Annotated in this window: 14 protein-coding genes and 3 tRNA genes; 1 reads left to right on the forward strand and 16 read right to left on the reverse strand. The window is 28.9% G+C overall.

Annotated features, from left to right (window positions below; translation table 11 throughout):
- Window positions 1-2 precede the first annotated feature (2 nt).
- The 12 genes from NQ543_RS08165 to NQ543_RS08220 all read right to left on the reverse strand — a co-directional run bounded on the left by NQ543_RS08165 (window position 3) and on the right by NQ543_RS08220 (window position 13383).
- Entirely contained in the window at window positions 3-392 is a 390-nt protein-coding gene (locus tag NQ543_RS08165) for a cupin domain-containing protein (protein ID WP_004608787.1), read from the reverse strand.
- A 109-nt stretch (window positions 393-501) separates the two neighbouring features.
- Window positions 502-951 (reverse strand): HAD domain-containing protein, encoded by a 450-nt coding sequence (locus NQ543_RS08170; protein WP_187362848.1) that lies wholly within the window; start codon window positions 949-951, stop codon window positions 502-504.
- The gene (locus NQ543_RS08175) at window positions 944-1732 is read right to left on the reverse strand and encodes a histidinol-phosphatase HisJ family protein (RefSeq protein ID WP_039903454.1); all 789 of its coding nucleotides are present in this window, start codon (window positions 1730-1732) and stop codon (window positions 944-946) included. The genes NQ543_RS08170 and NQ543_RS08175 overlap by 8 nt, the downstream gene beginning before the upstream one ends.
- 1 nt (window position 1733) lies before the next feature.
- On the reverse strand, window positions 1734-2372 hold the full coding sequence (gene hisIE, locus NQ543_RS08180) for a bifunctional phosphoribosyl-AMP cyclohydrolase/phosphoribosyl-ATP diphosphatase HisIE (protein ID WP_004608790.1): 639 nt from the start codon (window positions 2370-2372) through the stop codon (window positions 1734-1736).
- A complete protein-coding gene (gene hisF, locus NQ543_RS08185) occupies window positions 2372-3136 on the reverse strand; it encodes an imidazole glycerol phosphate synthase subunit HisF (protein ID WP_004608791.1) in 765 nt (254 codons plus the stop codon). Before hisF ends, hisIE begins: the two co-directional genes overlap by 1 nt.
- The gene (hisA, locus tag NQ543_RS08190; RefSeq protein ID WP_004608792.1) at window positions 3118-3843 is read right to left on the reverse strand and encodes a 1-(5-phosphoribosyl)-5-[(5-phosphoribosylamino)methylideneamino]imidazole-4-carboxamide isomerase; all 726 of its coding nucleotides are present in this window, start codon (window positions 3841-3843) and stop codon (window positions 3118-3120) included. The genes hisF and hisA overlap by 19 nt, the downstream gene beginning before the upstream one ends.
- A complete protein-coding gene (hisH, locus tag NQ543_RS08195) occupies window positions 3837-4445 on the reverse strand; it encodes an imidazole glycerol phosphate synthase subunit HisH (RefSeq protein ID WP_004608793.1) in 609 nt (202 codons plus the stop codon). The genes hisA and hisH overlap by 7 nt, the downstream gene beginning before the upstream one ends.
- 21 nt (window positions 4446-4466) lie before the next feature.
- A complete protein-coding gene (gene hisB / locus NQ543_RS08200) occupies window positions 4467-5054 on the reverse strand; it encodes an imidazoleglycerol-phosphate dehydratase HisB (RefSeq protein WP_004608794.1) in 588 nt (195 codons plus the stop codon).
- 1 nt (window position 5055) lies between these two features.
- Complete coding sequence (gene hisD / locus NQ543_RS08205) at window positions 5056-6354, reverse strand: histidinol dehydrogenase (protein WP_004608795.1); 1299 nt, start codon at window positions 6352-6354, stop codon at window positions 5056-5058.
- Window positions 6355-6356: 2 nt separating this feature from the next.
- Window positions 6357-6983, reverse strand: coding sequence for an ATP phosphoribosyltransferase (gene hisG / locus NQ543_RS08210; protein ID WP_004608796.1), 627 nt, complete (start codon window positions 6981-6983; stop codon window positions 6357-6359).
- Window positions 6976-7953: an ATP phosphoribosyltransferase regulatory subunit gene (locus NQ543_RS08215; protein WP_004608797.1), complete on the reverse strand. Its 978-nt coding sequence runs from the start codon at window positions 7951-7953 to the stop codon at window positions 6976-6978. The genes hisG and NQ543_RS08215 overlap by 8 nt, the downstream gene beginning before the upstream one ends.
- 291 nt (window positions 7954-8244) lie before the next feature.
- Window positions 8245-13383 (reverse strand): beta-N-acetylglucosaminidase domain-containing protein, encoded by a 5139-nt coding sequence (locus NQ543_RS08220; protein ID WP_004608798.1) that lies wholly within the window; start codon window positions 13381-13383, stop codon window positions 8245-8247.
- Window positions 13384-13688: 305 nt separating this feature from the next.
- Here NQ543_RS08220 and gdhA point away from each other — a divergent pair, with 305 nt between their 5' ends.
- Window positions 13689-15032 carry an NADP-specific glutamate dehydrogenase gene (gene gdhA, locus NQ543_RS08225; protein WP_004608799.1) on the forward strand — a complete coding sequence of 448 codons (1344 nt, stop codon included), beginning with the start codon at window positions 13689-13691 and terminating at the stop codon, window positions 15030-15032.
- A gap of 30 nt (window positions 15033-15062) precedes the next feature.
- Here gdhA and NQ543_RS08230 read toward each other — a convergent pair whose 3' ends face one another.
- From NQ543_RS08230 to NQ543_RS08245, 4 genes are all read right to left on the reverse strand, one after another.
- Window positions 15063-15464: a hypothetical protein gene (locus NQ543_RS08230; RefSeq protein ID WP_004608800.1), complete on the reverse strand. Its 402-nt coding sequence runs from the start codon at window positions 15462-15464 to the stop codon at window positions 15063-15065.
- Between the two features lie 51 nt (window positions 15465-15515).
- Window positions 15516-15591 (reverse strand) — tRNA-Glu (locus NQ543_RS08235).
- A gap of 28 nt (window positions 15592-15619) precedes the next feature.
- Window positions 15620-15695 (reverse strand) — tRNA-Phe (locus NQ543_RS08240).
- 3 nt (window positions 15696-15698) lie between these two features.
- Window positions 15699-15775 (reverse strand) — tRNA-Asp (locus tag NQ543_RS08245).
- Window positions 15776-15779: the final 4 nt, after the last annotated feature.

The raw sequence follows: 15779 nt of genomic DNA on the forward strand, positions 1-15779 counted from the left end.
TCCTATTTTAATTTTAAATAATCTTCATCACTTACTGGTTCTAACCATTCATTTGATGCATCTTTAGCTGGAACCTCGATTGCTAAATGGCAAAACCAACTATCCTTAGCTGCCCCATGCCAATGCTTAACTTCTGGAGGAATATTCACCACATCACCAGGTTTTAATTCTTGAGCTGGTTTTCCCCATTCTTGATAATATCCACGACCATTAGTTACTAGTAAGATTTGTCCTCCTTTATGATGAATGTGCCAGTTATTGCGACATCCAGGTTCAAAAGTTACATTTCCAATTGCTACCCCTATTGTTGTTAGCATATTTAAATAACTTTGTCCTACAAAATATTCTTTAAAAGCTTCGTTTTTTTCTCCTCTAGGAAATAATGTGTCCATTTTTTGTCCTCCTTTTATATAATATAAAGAGTACTTCAAAACTCTCTATTATTTTACAACTTAAAGTTGACTTCAAGTCAATAGTAATCTAAAAATAAAAGATGTATTTCTACATCTTTAATAATTTGATTGCTTTTTGTAATTCAACTTCTGTAAAACCATGATTAAAATCACATTTAATTAAACGATCTTTTATTTCACTAATCATACCATCATCAATAACTAAAATATCTAAAAATGAAATTTGATGTTTATTACAATATTCAATAATTAACTCACCTTTATTTTTTTGATTATCTATTTTTAAATAATCATCAATTCTTAAATCATATTTATTTAAATAACTTTTTAAAATATCTATATTTTCATTGACAAGTTGCCATGATGAATTAAGGATAATTGAACAATTATCCTCTTTTTTTATAGTCTTAATTAATTTATTTAAATTAATCAAATTCTGTTCATCGATAACTTGCATTTTTTTACTTTCTTGAATTATCTTTTGATTATTTAAAACACCGTCTAAATCTAAAAAAGATAAATTGTTTTCATCACTTATCTATAATTCGATTAGTAAAAGTACTAATTTCTTTAAAACCTATTTTTTCTAAATTTTCTTTTACATCTTCTACATGTTGACCGATTCGCTCAACTGTATGACTATCAGTTCCAATAGTAATTACGCTTCCCCCTAAATCAAAATAACGTTTTACTTGATTATAATTTGGAAAACCACAATTTCCATTAACAGCATAACCTGATGTATTTACCTCAATCCCTTTACCTTTATCAATTAATGTTTTAAATATTTCATCAATAATATCTTGATATTTAGCATGTTCAACTTTTTTATTATCATAAGGACCATAACGCATAATATAATCTAAATGTCCTAAAACATTAAAACAATCAAATGCTTTAACACATTTTAATGTTTCTTCAAAAAAATGACGATGGGCCTGCTCTTTTGATAGTCCTTTAAAAAAGTCACCATAATAAAATTCCGTATGATTAATTACATGAATTGAACCGATAACAAAATCGAATGGATATTGATTGATTAAATTATTGATTTCTTGAAAAGAATTTAAATCTAAACCAATTTCAATTCCCCATTTAATTTTAATTTTATCTTGATATTCTTTTTTTAATGCCATAATGGCCTGATAATATGTTGCTATATCTAAATCAAATGAATCAATTGGATAATCAAAATCACGATGATCTGTAAAACAGATTTCTTCTAATTGCATTTTAATTGCTTGTTTTACATAGTCAGCAGGACTTGCATCACTATCACCAGAAAATTTAGTATGAATATGATAATCAATTGATTTCATCTTAATATTCTCCACGTGTATGAAATTCTTTTTTATTACCAGTAATTTTATGACGTTCTTTTAATTTATTTTCAATATCTTCTAAACTAATTCCTTGATTATTCATTAAAACAAAGACATGATAAAATAAATCACCAATTTCACCAATCAATTCTTCTTTATCATTATTTTTAGCAGCAATAATCGTTTCACTAGCCTCTTCTCCAACTTTTTTACAAATTTTATCAACACCTTGATCTAGTAAATAATTAGTATATGATTTTTCAATTGGATTAATTTTGCGATCATTAATTAAGGTTTCTAAGCTTTTAAAAATATTAATATTATTAAATGGCTTTATTTCATTAAAGAAACAAGAATAAGCACCAGTATGACAAGCTGCTCCGATTTGTTCAACATAAATCAATAAAGTATCCAAATCACAGTCTAAATACATTCCTTTAATATTTTGAAAATGTCCAGATGTTTGACCCTTATGCCAAAGTTCATCTCGACTACGTGAATAAAAATATGTTTGGTTTGTCTCTAACATTTTTTTATATGCTTCTTCATTAACATAAGCAAGCATCAATACTTCATTAGTTCGATAATCTTGGATAATTGCAGGAATTAGCTCCATCTTTTTAAAATCTGGTTTCATTATACTGCCCTCCTTACATTTATATTATGTTTTCTAAGTTCTTTTCGAACGTCTTCAACTGTTGCTTCGCCAAAATGGAATAATGAAGCGACCAATGCTGCATCACAGTTTGTTTTTTCAAAAACATCAACAATATCTTGAATACTACCACAGCCACCACTGGCAATAACGGGAATATCAACAACATTACATACTGCATTTATCATTTCTAAATCATAACCGGCTTTTGTTCCATCAGCATCCATTGAAGTAAGCAAGATTTCTCCAGCTCCAAGTTCTTGACATTTAGTTACCCATTCAATTAAATCAATTCCGGTATTTTCACGACCACCTTTAACATATACATCATAACCGCCACCATCTCTTTTTTTAGCATCAATTGCAACAACTACACATTGTACACCAAATTCATCAGCTGCTTCTTTAATTAAATTAGGGTTATTGATGGCTGCTGAATTTATTGATACTTTATCAGCACCACTAGCTAAAATCATTCTAAAATCATCAAGCGTTCTAATTCCGCCACCTACAGCAAGGGGTATCGTTAATTCTTTAGCACCACGTTCAATTAAATCTTTAATAATATCTCTTTCTTCATAACTTGCAGTAATATCTAAAAATACTACTTCATCAGCACATTGTTCATCATAACGTTTAGCTAAATCAATGGGATCACCAACATCTTTTAATCCCACAAAATTAACCCCTTTTACAACTTTACCATTTTTTATATCTAAACAAGGAATTATCCGTTTTGTAAGCATGCGATAACCTCCTTTAGATCAACTTTTCCTTCATAATATGCTTTTCCTACAATGCAAGCATAGTAATCTTTTTTTGCAACATCTAAAATATTTTGTTTATCTTTAATCCCTCCTGATACAACAAAATTAATTTTAGACTCACTCGTAATTTGTTCATACATCTTAAAATTTGGTCCTTGTAAAGTTCCATCTTTACTAATATCTGTAACAACTATATACTCAACACCTATTTTTTCTAGTTCTTTAATAAAATCTAAATATGGTACATCACTTGTTTTTAACCAACCAGAAGTTGAAACATATCCATTTTTAACATCAACTCCAACGACAATTTTCTTTGCTCCATATTTACTTATTGCTTCTTTTAAAAATTTTGAATCATTAAGAGCTGCAGTTCCTAAAATTACACGATCAATTCCTACTTCATCTAAATATAAAGCAACTGTTTCCATATTTCTAATCCCACCACCTAATTCCACAGCCATATTAGTAGTTTGTTTTATTTTTTTTATTGTTTCTAAATTAATACATTTTCCATCTTTAGCTCCATCTAAATCTACAACATGAAGCCATTTTGCTCCCATTGTTTCAAACTCTCTAGCTAATTCTTCAGGATTATTACTATAAACTGTCTTTTGATTATAATCTCCTTTATATAATCTAACAGCTTGACCATCTTTTAAATCAATCGCTGGAATAACTAACATTCAATCATCTCCTTAAACGCTAATAAAATTTGTTTACCTACTGCTCCACTTTTTTCTGGATGAAACTGACACCCAATAACATTTTCTTTAGCTGCTATTGCAGTTATTTTTGTAGTACCATAATCTGTATAAGCAATTAACTGGTCATCAGGACATTTAGCCATAAATGAATGGACAAAGTAAACATCATCATTTTCATGAATATTTTTTAAAATTGGATGTTCATGATTAAAATGTAATTGATTCCATCCCATATGCGGAATTTTTTCATCAATATCCATAAATACTATTTCACCATTTAAAAATCCTAATCCTTTAGTTTCCTTAACTTCATAACCTTTTTCAAAAAGAATTTGCATCCCTAAACATATTCCTAAAATCGGTGTTCCAGCATCTTTTTTTTGATTTAATAAATCAATTAAATCATATTTCTTTAAATTACTCATTGCTACTGGAAAAGCCCCTACACCTGGTAAAACAAGAGCATCAGCATTTAAGATTTCTTCTTTATCGCGACTAATAATTGCTTCGATTCCTACTCGCTTTAAAGCCGATGCCACACTACTTAAATTACCAATATTGTAATCAATAATTACAACCATATTTTTACCCCCTTCTTGATTTTAAAGTACCCCTTTTGATGATACGATTTTATCTTTATTTGATTCATCAATACTAATAGCTTCTTTTAAAGCACGACCTAAACTTTTAAAAATAGCTTCAACAATATGATGATTATTAGTTCCATATTGTTCATTAATATGAAGTGTAATTAGTGAATTGAATGCAAATGCACGGAAAAATTCTTCAGTCATTTCAGTTTCAAACGTACCAATTCTTTCACATGTTAAATCTACATTAAAAACCAAAAATTGACGACCACTTATATCTAAATTAGTTGTAACTAAAGCTTCATCCATAGGAATTGTAAATGCCCCATAGCGCCTAATTCCTCGCTTATCCCCTAAAGCTTCTTTTAAACATGTACCAAGAGCAATTCCAATATCTTCAATAGTATGATGACAATCGACATTTAAATCCCCATCACATTTAACAATTAAATCAAAATTTCCATGAAATGCCAGTAATGTCAACATATGATCAAAAAAACCAATTCCTGTATCAATCTCACTTTTACCACTACCATCTAAGTCTAATTGAACAATAATTTTAGTTTCTAATGTTTCTCTTTCTATTTTACCAATTCGCATATTACTCCTCCTCAAATCTTATTGCAATTGAATTAGCATGTCCATCTAACCCTTCACTTTTTGCAAATTTAATTACATCATCTTTAAATTCACTTAAAACATTTTTAGGATAATAACTATATGATGAGTATTTAACAAAATCATATACACCCAAAGCTGAATAAAATTTAGCTGTTCCACCAGTTGGTAAAACATGATTTGTTCCACTCATATAATCTCCTAAAGGTTCTGGTGAGTATTCCCCTAAAAAAATCGAACCGGCATTTTTTATTTTTGGTAATGTATTTACTGGATTATCTACTAATACTTCTAAATGTTCAGGAGCTAAATAATTAGATACTTCAAAAGCTTTATCAATATCTTTAACAATAATTGCACCACCATAGTTTTTTAATGATTCTTCAATAATTTCTTTTCTTGATAAAGTTTCTATTTGTCGTTTTAATTCCTGATTAACTTTTTCAACTAAATCTTTACTTGTTGTAACGAGCAAAGCACTAGCTAATTTATCATGTTCTGCCTGACTCATTAAATCAGCCGCAATATATTTACTATTAGCATTTTCATCAGCAATTACTAGTACTTCACTAGGTCCTGCAACCATATCAATATCAACTAAACCATAACTTAACTTCTTAGCAGTAGCTACAAAGATATTTCCAGGTCCTACAATTTTATCAACTTTTTTAATTGTTTTAGTCCCCCGTGCGATGGCTACAACACCTTGAGCACCACCGAATTTATAAATTGTTTCAATACCACAAACCTTAGCAGCAGCAATAATAATTGGATTAACTTTACCATCTGCTTTAACCGGTGTAATAATTACTAAATCTTTAACTCCGGCTAATTTAGCTGGCAGGGCATTCATTAATACCGTTGAAGGATAACTAGCTGTTCCACCTGGTACATATAAAGCAACCCGTTCAATTGGACGAACCATTTGCCCCATAATCACACCATTATCTTTAAATAATGACCATGATTTATCTACTTGATTTTTGTGGAATTCAATTATTTGATTTTTAGTTCTTTCAAGAATTCGTAAATAATCTTCATCAACTTGTTTTAAAGCTTCTTCTTTTTCACTTTCACTAACAACTAAATCTTTTTGATCATTAATTTTATAACCATCAAATTTTAAACAATATTCAAATAATGCTTCATCCCCACGTTTATTAATATCATCAATTATTTTTAAAACTATTTCATTTACTTCATTACTTACACTTTCTTTACGATTATCTAATTTGGCTGCAATTGCCTCTAAATTACCATTATAATTAATAACTTTTAACATCTTTATTCCCCCGTTACTGCTTCTAATTTATTTACTAAATTCATTATCTCATCTTTTTTAAACTTAAAACTTACTTTATTGACAATCAATCTAGTTGAAATATCACTTATCTTTTCAATTACTTCTAATCCATTTGCTTTTAAAGTTGACCCTGTCTCGACAATATCAACAATTGCATCACTAATTCCCGTTACTGGTCCTAATTCCACAGAACCTTCTAGCTTAATAATTTCGACATCTTCGCCTTTTTTACCAAAATAATTTTTAGCCACCTTAGGATACTTACTTGCTATTTTTTTCCTACGTTCATATTTTTTATTACGATATTGTGGATATGCAGCAACTGCAAAATAACATTTACCAATATTTAAATCTATTAAATCATAATAATCTTCAAAATCACTTTCATCCAATGTATCTTTTCCAACAAAACCAATATCAACAATTCCATGTTCTAAAAAAGTCACGACATCATTAGCCTTACCAAAAATCATTTCCAATCCATCTTTAGTTGCAATTAATAACTCGCGATCTTTATTAATAATCGGTTCCATATCAAATCCAGCTTGTTGTAACAATTTACATACTTGCTTTTCAATTCTTCCCTTAGTAATCGCAATTTTAATCATGATTGTCCCCCTCCTTATCTAAAGCTTTCAAAATATGATTCATGTGATAACAAAAACCAATTGCACCAACGTTTTTATTAAATCGTGGTAATAAATCATCATATCTTCCCCCAGAAATGATTGGTTGTGCACATTTATCACTATAACCTTTAATCATCAAACCAGTGTAGTATTTCATTGTCGGTACCATTCCTAAATCAAAGATAATACTTTGTTGATTATCCAATGAATTGTATAATTCTTTTAAATGTTTCATTGCTTCTTGAAGAATTTCATCATCGATATTAGCAATAATTGGTTCTAATGATTCCAAAGAACCAAAAGCTGTTGGTAATGTTAATAGTAATGAATTTAATTTACTATCAAAGTTATTTTTAGCAACAAATCTTTTCATTTTACTAATATCACGATATTTCAATATTTCCTTTAATTCATCAGTATTATCACCAACTAAAGAACATAAGCGATTAAAAAATGCGGCTGATCCTAACTCAATTAAGATATTACTTAATCCTAAATGTGGTAATGATTCTTGAATCATATTCAAACATTCTTTATCACCAGCAATTCCTGCTTTATTAATCAACTCTACACCACCTTGAAAAAACTCACTAGAACGTCCTTTATGCATTGTTTCTTTACGATACACTTTACCAAAATAACAATATCTAGCTTCCTCATTTTCATAACTATTAGTTGAATAAAATCGAGCTAAAGGAATTGTAAAATCACAACGCATCGCTACATTTTTTCCTTCATGATTAATATATTGAAACATCTTTTCTTGTTCAAAACCACTATCTAATTGTTTATACAAATCAACGTATTCAAATGAAGGCATTAATACTTCTTTATAATTGTTTTTTGAAAAAATATTTCTTAAATCATTTTCAATTTCTCTTAACCTTGATACATTACTAATAATTGCATCAATACTCTCTTCTGGTATTAAATACTTAAATTCTTCCACCTAAATTCCCCCTTCTATTAAAAAAACGAGTCATTTACTAATGACTCGTTTATAAACAAATTGCCATTAGATACACCCATAAATATTATACACAAAATGGGTTGTATCAACGTTGATAGAACCCTAGGCAATCCAATGATGGTGATGTAATTGTAAATTAATTAGTTTTTTCATATTATCCACCTCTCATTGTATACAATATATCATATTTTTTATTAAATTAAAAGATAAATTTTATTTAATTTGATAAATTTTTATATTAAAAGACTGAGTATAACTCAGCCTTTTAAATTAAATATTTTCTTTTTTACAAATTGTAAGTAAACATACAATACTTAACATTGCAAGTAATACAAATGGTGTAATCGATATATCTCCAGTTTTTAAAGCTGTTTGTTTTGATGATATTTCTTGATTAACTTTTACTAAATTTTTAATTGCATTGTTTAAGTTATTATATGCTTGATTTATTTGTTCTTGACTTGCAGTTTCGCTTATTAAAACATTATTTGCTTCTTTTAAAACTGTTTGTAATAAATTATATGTTTCAACTGTATAATCTTTAGCATTTAATTTAGAAGCCGTATTAATTAAATCTTCTAATAAATCTTTATTTGGTTTATATCTTAAATTTAAATATGCTCTAACTAATGCTTCGTATGCATCATTTACTTCTTTTACTAAAGCATTTTCATTTGCTAAGATTTGATTGGCGATATTTAATACAGGTATTAATTGATCCCAGCTTATTTTAGTAAAATCGTTAGAATTTAGTAATGTAATTTTATTAACTAATTCTTGTAATGCCTTTTTATCACCTTTATAGAATTCTAATTTTTGCATTACACTTGCAAGTCGATCAAATGATGCATTGATTTTAGATTGAGTTGCATTATCATCAGCTAAAATTTCTGTAGCTTCTTCTAAAGCTGCTTTAAATTCTTCAACAACGATTGGTACAACTTTATTTAATTGTTCATCTGTAATCTTTTTAGCTTCTTCTATAGCAATTTGTAACAATGATTTATCAGCTTTAATCTCTAAATTAGATATAGCTTCATCTAATTTATTAATAATACTAGACACTTCTTCTAATGTAATTTCAGCTGCATCTTTATTTAATAACTCACTAGCTTCATTGACAACTACTTGTAATTTTTGCCATGATTCTGGTGAATAATCTGTTTCAATTAATGCTTCAATTTCGGTTAATTTATCTTTAATTAATTGTGTATTACCACGTTTTACTAAATTATTTACAGCTTCTTTTAAATCAGCTAAAGCTTTATCAACACTACTTGCACTACTATTATTATCACTATTAATAGCTTTTGCTTCAGCTAATACTTTTGAAAATGCTTGATATGATGAAGCTGTATATTCTAATTCATTAATTTCTAAACTATTGATATAGTTTGTTAATTCACTATGATCAACCCCATATTTTGAATCATTTAATAAAACTATTTCAGCAATTGTAGGTATATTATTTACTTCCCATTCAATCTTTAATTCATAGATATTATTCCAGAATGGTAAGTATATTTCATTTAATGATTTATCCAATGCTCCAACTTCTACCCATTGTCTTTGACCATCTTGGTCAACTAACACTAAAACTTTAGCCTTAGATACACTACCACTTTGAACAATATTTATTTTTTTAACATCCAATTTTTCAGATAATGTATAACTAATATATCCAGCATCTTTAGTATTTGGTTTATATGCCGATGTTAAATCACCATCAAACATATTTTCTGGGACAAAACCTGCTACTTCAATTACGTTTGATGCAAATGTTGGATTGTTTGAAACTTTAACATATTCACCATCATTAATAACAATTTCATTAAATACAACAGCACGATTATTATTAGTTGCAGTAGCTAAGATTTTTAAATAACGAGCTTCGATGTTATCTACATTACCTTCTACATATACTTTATTAGGATATGTACTTGAAGCTTTATACCCAGCATCTGAATCGATACATTTTACATTAGCATCATTTTTATTTTCAATACCATCTCCAATTGTAATAACTTTAGTCCATTCATTTAAATCATTTGAAATCAAGATTTCTGCATCACGAAGATAGTTAACAGCCGAATCTTGACAATACATTGCAATTTTATTGATATTACGTACTTGACCTAAATCATAAATTGCATATTGACCTTTTTGTGGTAAAGTACCAAATTCAGTAATTGTATCAATGTTATTATCAAATGCTGCTCCATTATCACGACAGTCTTCACTTTCTCCCCATCCTGGAGTGATTCCAAAGTTTGTATCATATAATGTTGGTGTTGTAATTTCAAAAGATGTAACTACAAATTTTGTAATATTAAAAGTAATCGCTTTATCTGTTTGATTGATTAATCTTATATAACGTCCATCAGGCAATTCATTAAAATCAATATTTTGCCAATCAACATTATTTTTTGATACTTGTAATGTTAAATCTTCACCATTTACTAATTGTAAATCAATATTAGATAAATCTCTAATTCTTGGTAAAGTTAAACCAATATATTCTTGAGGATTTAATGTAATATTATCACTTGGAGTAATTGATCCTGTATCATTTGTAATATCAATTGTAATTGATTTTAAATCATCATTATTTGTATCAACATTACCACTAGATAAAATTGGTGTTACTTCAAATGCTGACATTTTTAACCAAGTATGTTTATCTTTAGTATTTTTAACTCTAACATAACGAGCTTGAATACCATTAAAATCTTCTTCAACAATTTTTTTATTCGTGTCTTGACTATAAGATTTAAATTTAGTGTATTCATTACCATCTAATGAATATTCCAAATCATAATTACTCCAATAATCACCATTTCCCATAATAAAACGAACATTATCAATAGGAACTACTTTACCTAGATCTAATCCAACATAATCACCAACTAAACTCATATCACCACTATTAGTTTGATACCATACAAATGTATTATCATTTCCATCTGTTAAATTTGATTCATTGTATGATTGATATACACGATATGTATTAGTTTTAATAACAGTTGGATTAAATTGATCTTCCACACTATTTATGCTTTTACCGTTTACATAAATTTCACGAATTGCTAGCCAAATATCTGGTGTAGCTTCACTACAAATAACTCTAATTCCTTTAACCGATAAATTTAAACCAGTTGCACTAAGTTGTAATGCCTTGTTTCCAACTTCACTTCCTTCAATATCTTTCCAAATTTTTCCATCTTCAGTATATTGAAGTTTTGCTTTAATAAAAGTATTTTTATTGTTTGTTGCAGAATTTGACATCAAGAATTTAACTTCTTTTAAATCAATTGCTTTAGTATATGTAATTCCTACATATTCTCCAACTTTAGATGAATTAGGTGTTTTCCATTGAGCAAAAGTATCATCTTTACCATCTAACATTAAATCAGTTGATTGCGTTGGTGTATCATTGCGGTTAGTAATAACTGAAATTACTTGCTTATCTGGATCAACAATTGTTGAAACTTTAAGCGATAAATAAGATTCCATTGCTTTAATAAATGGTACGATATGTTGTACCCCTACTTCAGCATATTCAAGGTGATCAACATAATGAAAGCCATATGTTTTAGATTTTGCAAAAGCACTTTGTCCAGCTGAAAAGTTTTCCCAAATCAATGAACTATCAGCACCTTGCTGTAAAGCTTTAATACCGTTTAAAAATGATAATGCAGCATTTGTTGTATCATCCCAACAATTTAACCAATAAATGATTTGATCTCTAATTCGCTTATCTCCAGCGTTTTCACGATAAACTTTTGCAGCACTTTGTAAAATTTTAAATTCATTAATTAAATCATCAATAAGTTCTTCATCGATTGTAGCATCTTTATTTAATAAATCCTTAAATGTTGTTAAACGATCTTTTAAATCAACTGATTCTTGTAATGCTGTTACACGGCTATCCATATTTTGATTAATCATATGTTTAGAAAGTTCACGTAATGCATTTGAAGCTTCAGTTTCAGTTGAATTATTATGATCAACATATTTAAATGAATCATTCCAGCATTGATTTGCTTCTTCTTTAGATTCCCAAATATTCCATGAATAGCAGGCGTTACCAAAAATTGCAACTTTACTTGGTTCTGATTGTTGCATTGGATTTAATACAATTCCTTGAATCTTTTCAGGATCTACATTTGGATGTAAGAAAGTATCATATCCACCCATAATTAAATGTTTTTTTGAATTATCTGTACACGGCCAGTTAATCCATAAATATGGACCACGTCCTGTATTATTTGTAAAAGTATTAGTAAAATTTTGTGATACTTCTCCCCAAATTCTTCCACCAGTCATAACAATTTGAACATTTTCAGGAAAATCACGATAATAGCTTTCTCCATTATACATGTACTCTTGAGTACAAAATGGTAATGTAAGTTTTAAATCTGGATAAGATTTTTGCATTTCTTTGATCCAAGCAGTCATATCATTTAATGTTCTTATATAATTTTGGCTTCCGACATTTCCAGCATCATCAGCTAAAATTGCAATTTGACGTACACCAGCTTCAATAACTTGAGCAAATTTTGCCTGCATAACTTTTAAATCCGCTTGATAATTGTCTTCAGAATTATAACGAATTGGATTATTCATATATGGATGTAAAGCAAAAACAAAACGACATTTTGATTCATTACCAGCTTTTGCTAATGGTTTAATTTTTGTTTCAATTTCTTCTTGACTATATAACTCACGCCATTTTGCATTATGTTTAGGATCATCTTTAGGAGCATAAAAATATGAATTTAATTTATAATATCCTCCCCATTTCATCAATTGAACACGATCTTCAGTTGACCAAGGATTTCCATAATATCCTTCAATAAATCCACGACTAGCTACATCTGCATAGTCTTCAATTGTAAAATTACAAATTGAATTATTATCTAATTGATTAAAAATATGATATAAACTTGTAATTCCATAAAATGCAGCATCGCTGTCTTTACCAAGAATTGTAATAATATCATTTCTTGATGTTAATAAATATGAATCTAATTTTGAAAATAAATCTGGATCATTCAATAAATAATTTGCTTTAACATATTCATCAACAAATTCACCTGAATTATTAATTCCAACTAAAATGTTAGTTTTTCCATTTTGAATTTCTTTTGAAACACTTCCTTCAATTTCATATGTTGTCAAAATTTCGTTCAGTCTAATTTTAGTATCAGCATCAATTCCATTTTCATATACAATATTAATAGCATCGATACTATAATTGCCCTCTTCGTAATTAATCGAGTGTGGCTTTGGATAAATCTCATACTCTTTTTGAGTAGTTTTTGCTTTAACCGGATATACATTTACACATCCAAATATCATGAAAAAAGTCAAAACTACTAAAAGAAGTTTACTTCCCTGTTTTCTCATAATTTTCTTTCCTTTCCTTCATCATAGTCTAATGATTATATATTTTGATGGATCATTAAAAAAATAAAGACCAAATATAAGTATGCAAAAAAGCATATTATATTTGGTCTTGCCTGCTTAAAGTAACAATCCATACCCTAATATCCTATCAAAATAAATAATTAAGGTCAAGAAATAATTTGTAGATTATTAATTAAATTATTAACTTAAATAATAAAATATTATTATCTTAATATTTATTTTTTAAAATGTTTATTTATTATCACTTTAATAGTATTATATTAAATATATAAGGAGGAAACAATATGGATTATATTACTAAAGTATTAACACAAGTAAAAGAAAAAAATGCAGATCAACCGGAATTTATTCAAGCTGTTGAAGAAGTACTTGAAAGTTTAAAACCGGTAATTGAAGCTCATCCTGAATATGAAAAACAAGCTATTTTAGAAAGATTAGTAGAACCAGAAAGAACTTTAATGTTTAAAGTACCATGGATGGATGATAATGGACAGGTTCATGTTAACCGTGGTTATCGTGTTCAATTTTCAAGTGCAATTGGACCATATAAAGGTGGTTTAAGATTACATCCAAGTGTAAATTTAGGAATTATCAAATTTTTAGGATTCGAACAAATATTTAAAAACTCTTTAACTACATTACCTATCGGTGGTGGTAAAGGAGGTTCTGATTTTGATCCACAAGGAAAATCAGACAATGAAATTATGCGTTTCTGCCAAAGCTTTATGACTGAATTATATCGTCATATTGGACCAGATGTAGACGTACCAGCTGGAGATATTGGAACAGGTGCTCGTGAAATTGGATATTTATACGGACAATATAAACGTATTAAAGGGGCATTTGAAAACGGCGTATTAACTGGTAAACCAATGCCATATGGTGGAAGTTTAATTAGACCAGAAGCAACAGGTTTTGGAGCTGTATATTTTGGAAAAGAAGTTTTAGCTCATTTTAATGATACTTATGAAGGTAAAACAATCGCATGTTCCGGATATGGAAATGTTGCATGGGGAGTTTGTTTAAAAGCAAGAGAATATGGTGCTAAAGTTGTATCAATTTCTGGACGTGATGGATATGTATATGATCCAGAAGGAATTACTACTGATGAAAAAATTGATTTCTTATGCAAAATCCGTGAATCAAATGATATTAAATTAAAAGATTATGCTGAAAAATTTGGTTGTGAATTCCATCCAGGTGAAAAACCATGGGGATTAAAAGTTGATATGGCTTTCCCATGTGCTACACAAAATGAAATCGGTGAAGAAGAAGCTAAACAATTGATCGCTAACGGTGTTAAATATATCGTTGAAGGTGCAAATATGCCAACAACTCCTGAAGCAGTACATTACTTCTTAGCAAATGGTGGTATTTTAGCTCCTGCTAAAGCTGCTAATGCTGGTGGTGTTGCTGTATCTGCATTAGAAATGTCACAAAACTCTATGCGTTATAATTGGACAGCAAAAGAAGTTGATGAAAAACTTCATAATATTATGATTGATATCCATAATTCATCAGTTGCTGCTGCTGAAAAATATGGATTAGGATATGACTTAATCAAAGGAGCAAATATCGCTGGATTTGAAAAAGTCGTAGCTGCAATGATATCTCAAGGAATTTATTAAGATAACTAAAAAGCACTTAACAGTGCTTTTTTATTTTTTATTTACTTTTGCAATTTGATCTTTATATTCATTCATTCTTTCCATCAGTTCATTATAAAACTCTTGAGCATTCAATATATATAAAGTAGATGAAGTTCGATGCTTTATTTTTATTTTATGCTTACTAATTAATTCAACATCTTTAATATCCTTATAATCAATTAATGCCGGTAAAATTCCAATTCCTTTGTATTCATAAATCATCATTGAATCATTAAATATCTTCATATTATACTTAGTTGTTATTATTGATAAAAGCACAAATAATAATATTAGACCAATAATTACTTTTGATTTATTATGGTCTATTGCAAAATAAACACATGCTCCGCTAATCAATAAAAACATAACAATCGAAAAAATCATCATCCTAAATTCTTTATATTTCATCATAACACCTCTTTATATAAAATAAAAACAACCTAAAGGTTGTAATTTACTAAATGGTGACCTGTACGGGATTCGAACCCGTGAATGCATGCGTGAAAGGCATGTGAGTTAACCGTTTCTCCAACAGGCCAAAATAAAAACTGTTAACACAGTTATAATGGTGGTTCCGGCCGGAATCGAACCAGCGACACGAGGATTTTCAGTCCTCTGCTCTACCGACTGAGCTACGGAACCAATTGGCGGTCTGGACGGGACTCGAACCCGCGACCTCCGCCGTGACAGGGCGGCATTCTAACCAACTGAACTACCAGACCATTT

The sequence above is a fragment of the Thomasclavelia spiroformis DSM 1552 genome (genome assembly GCF_025149465.1).
GTDB classification, from domain to species: domain Bacteria; phylum Bacillota_I; class Bacilli_A; order Erysipelotrichales; family Coprobacillaceae; genus Thomasclavelia; species Thomasclavelia spiroformis.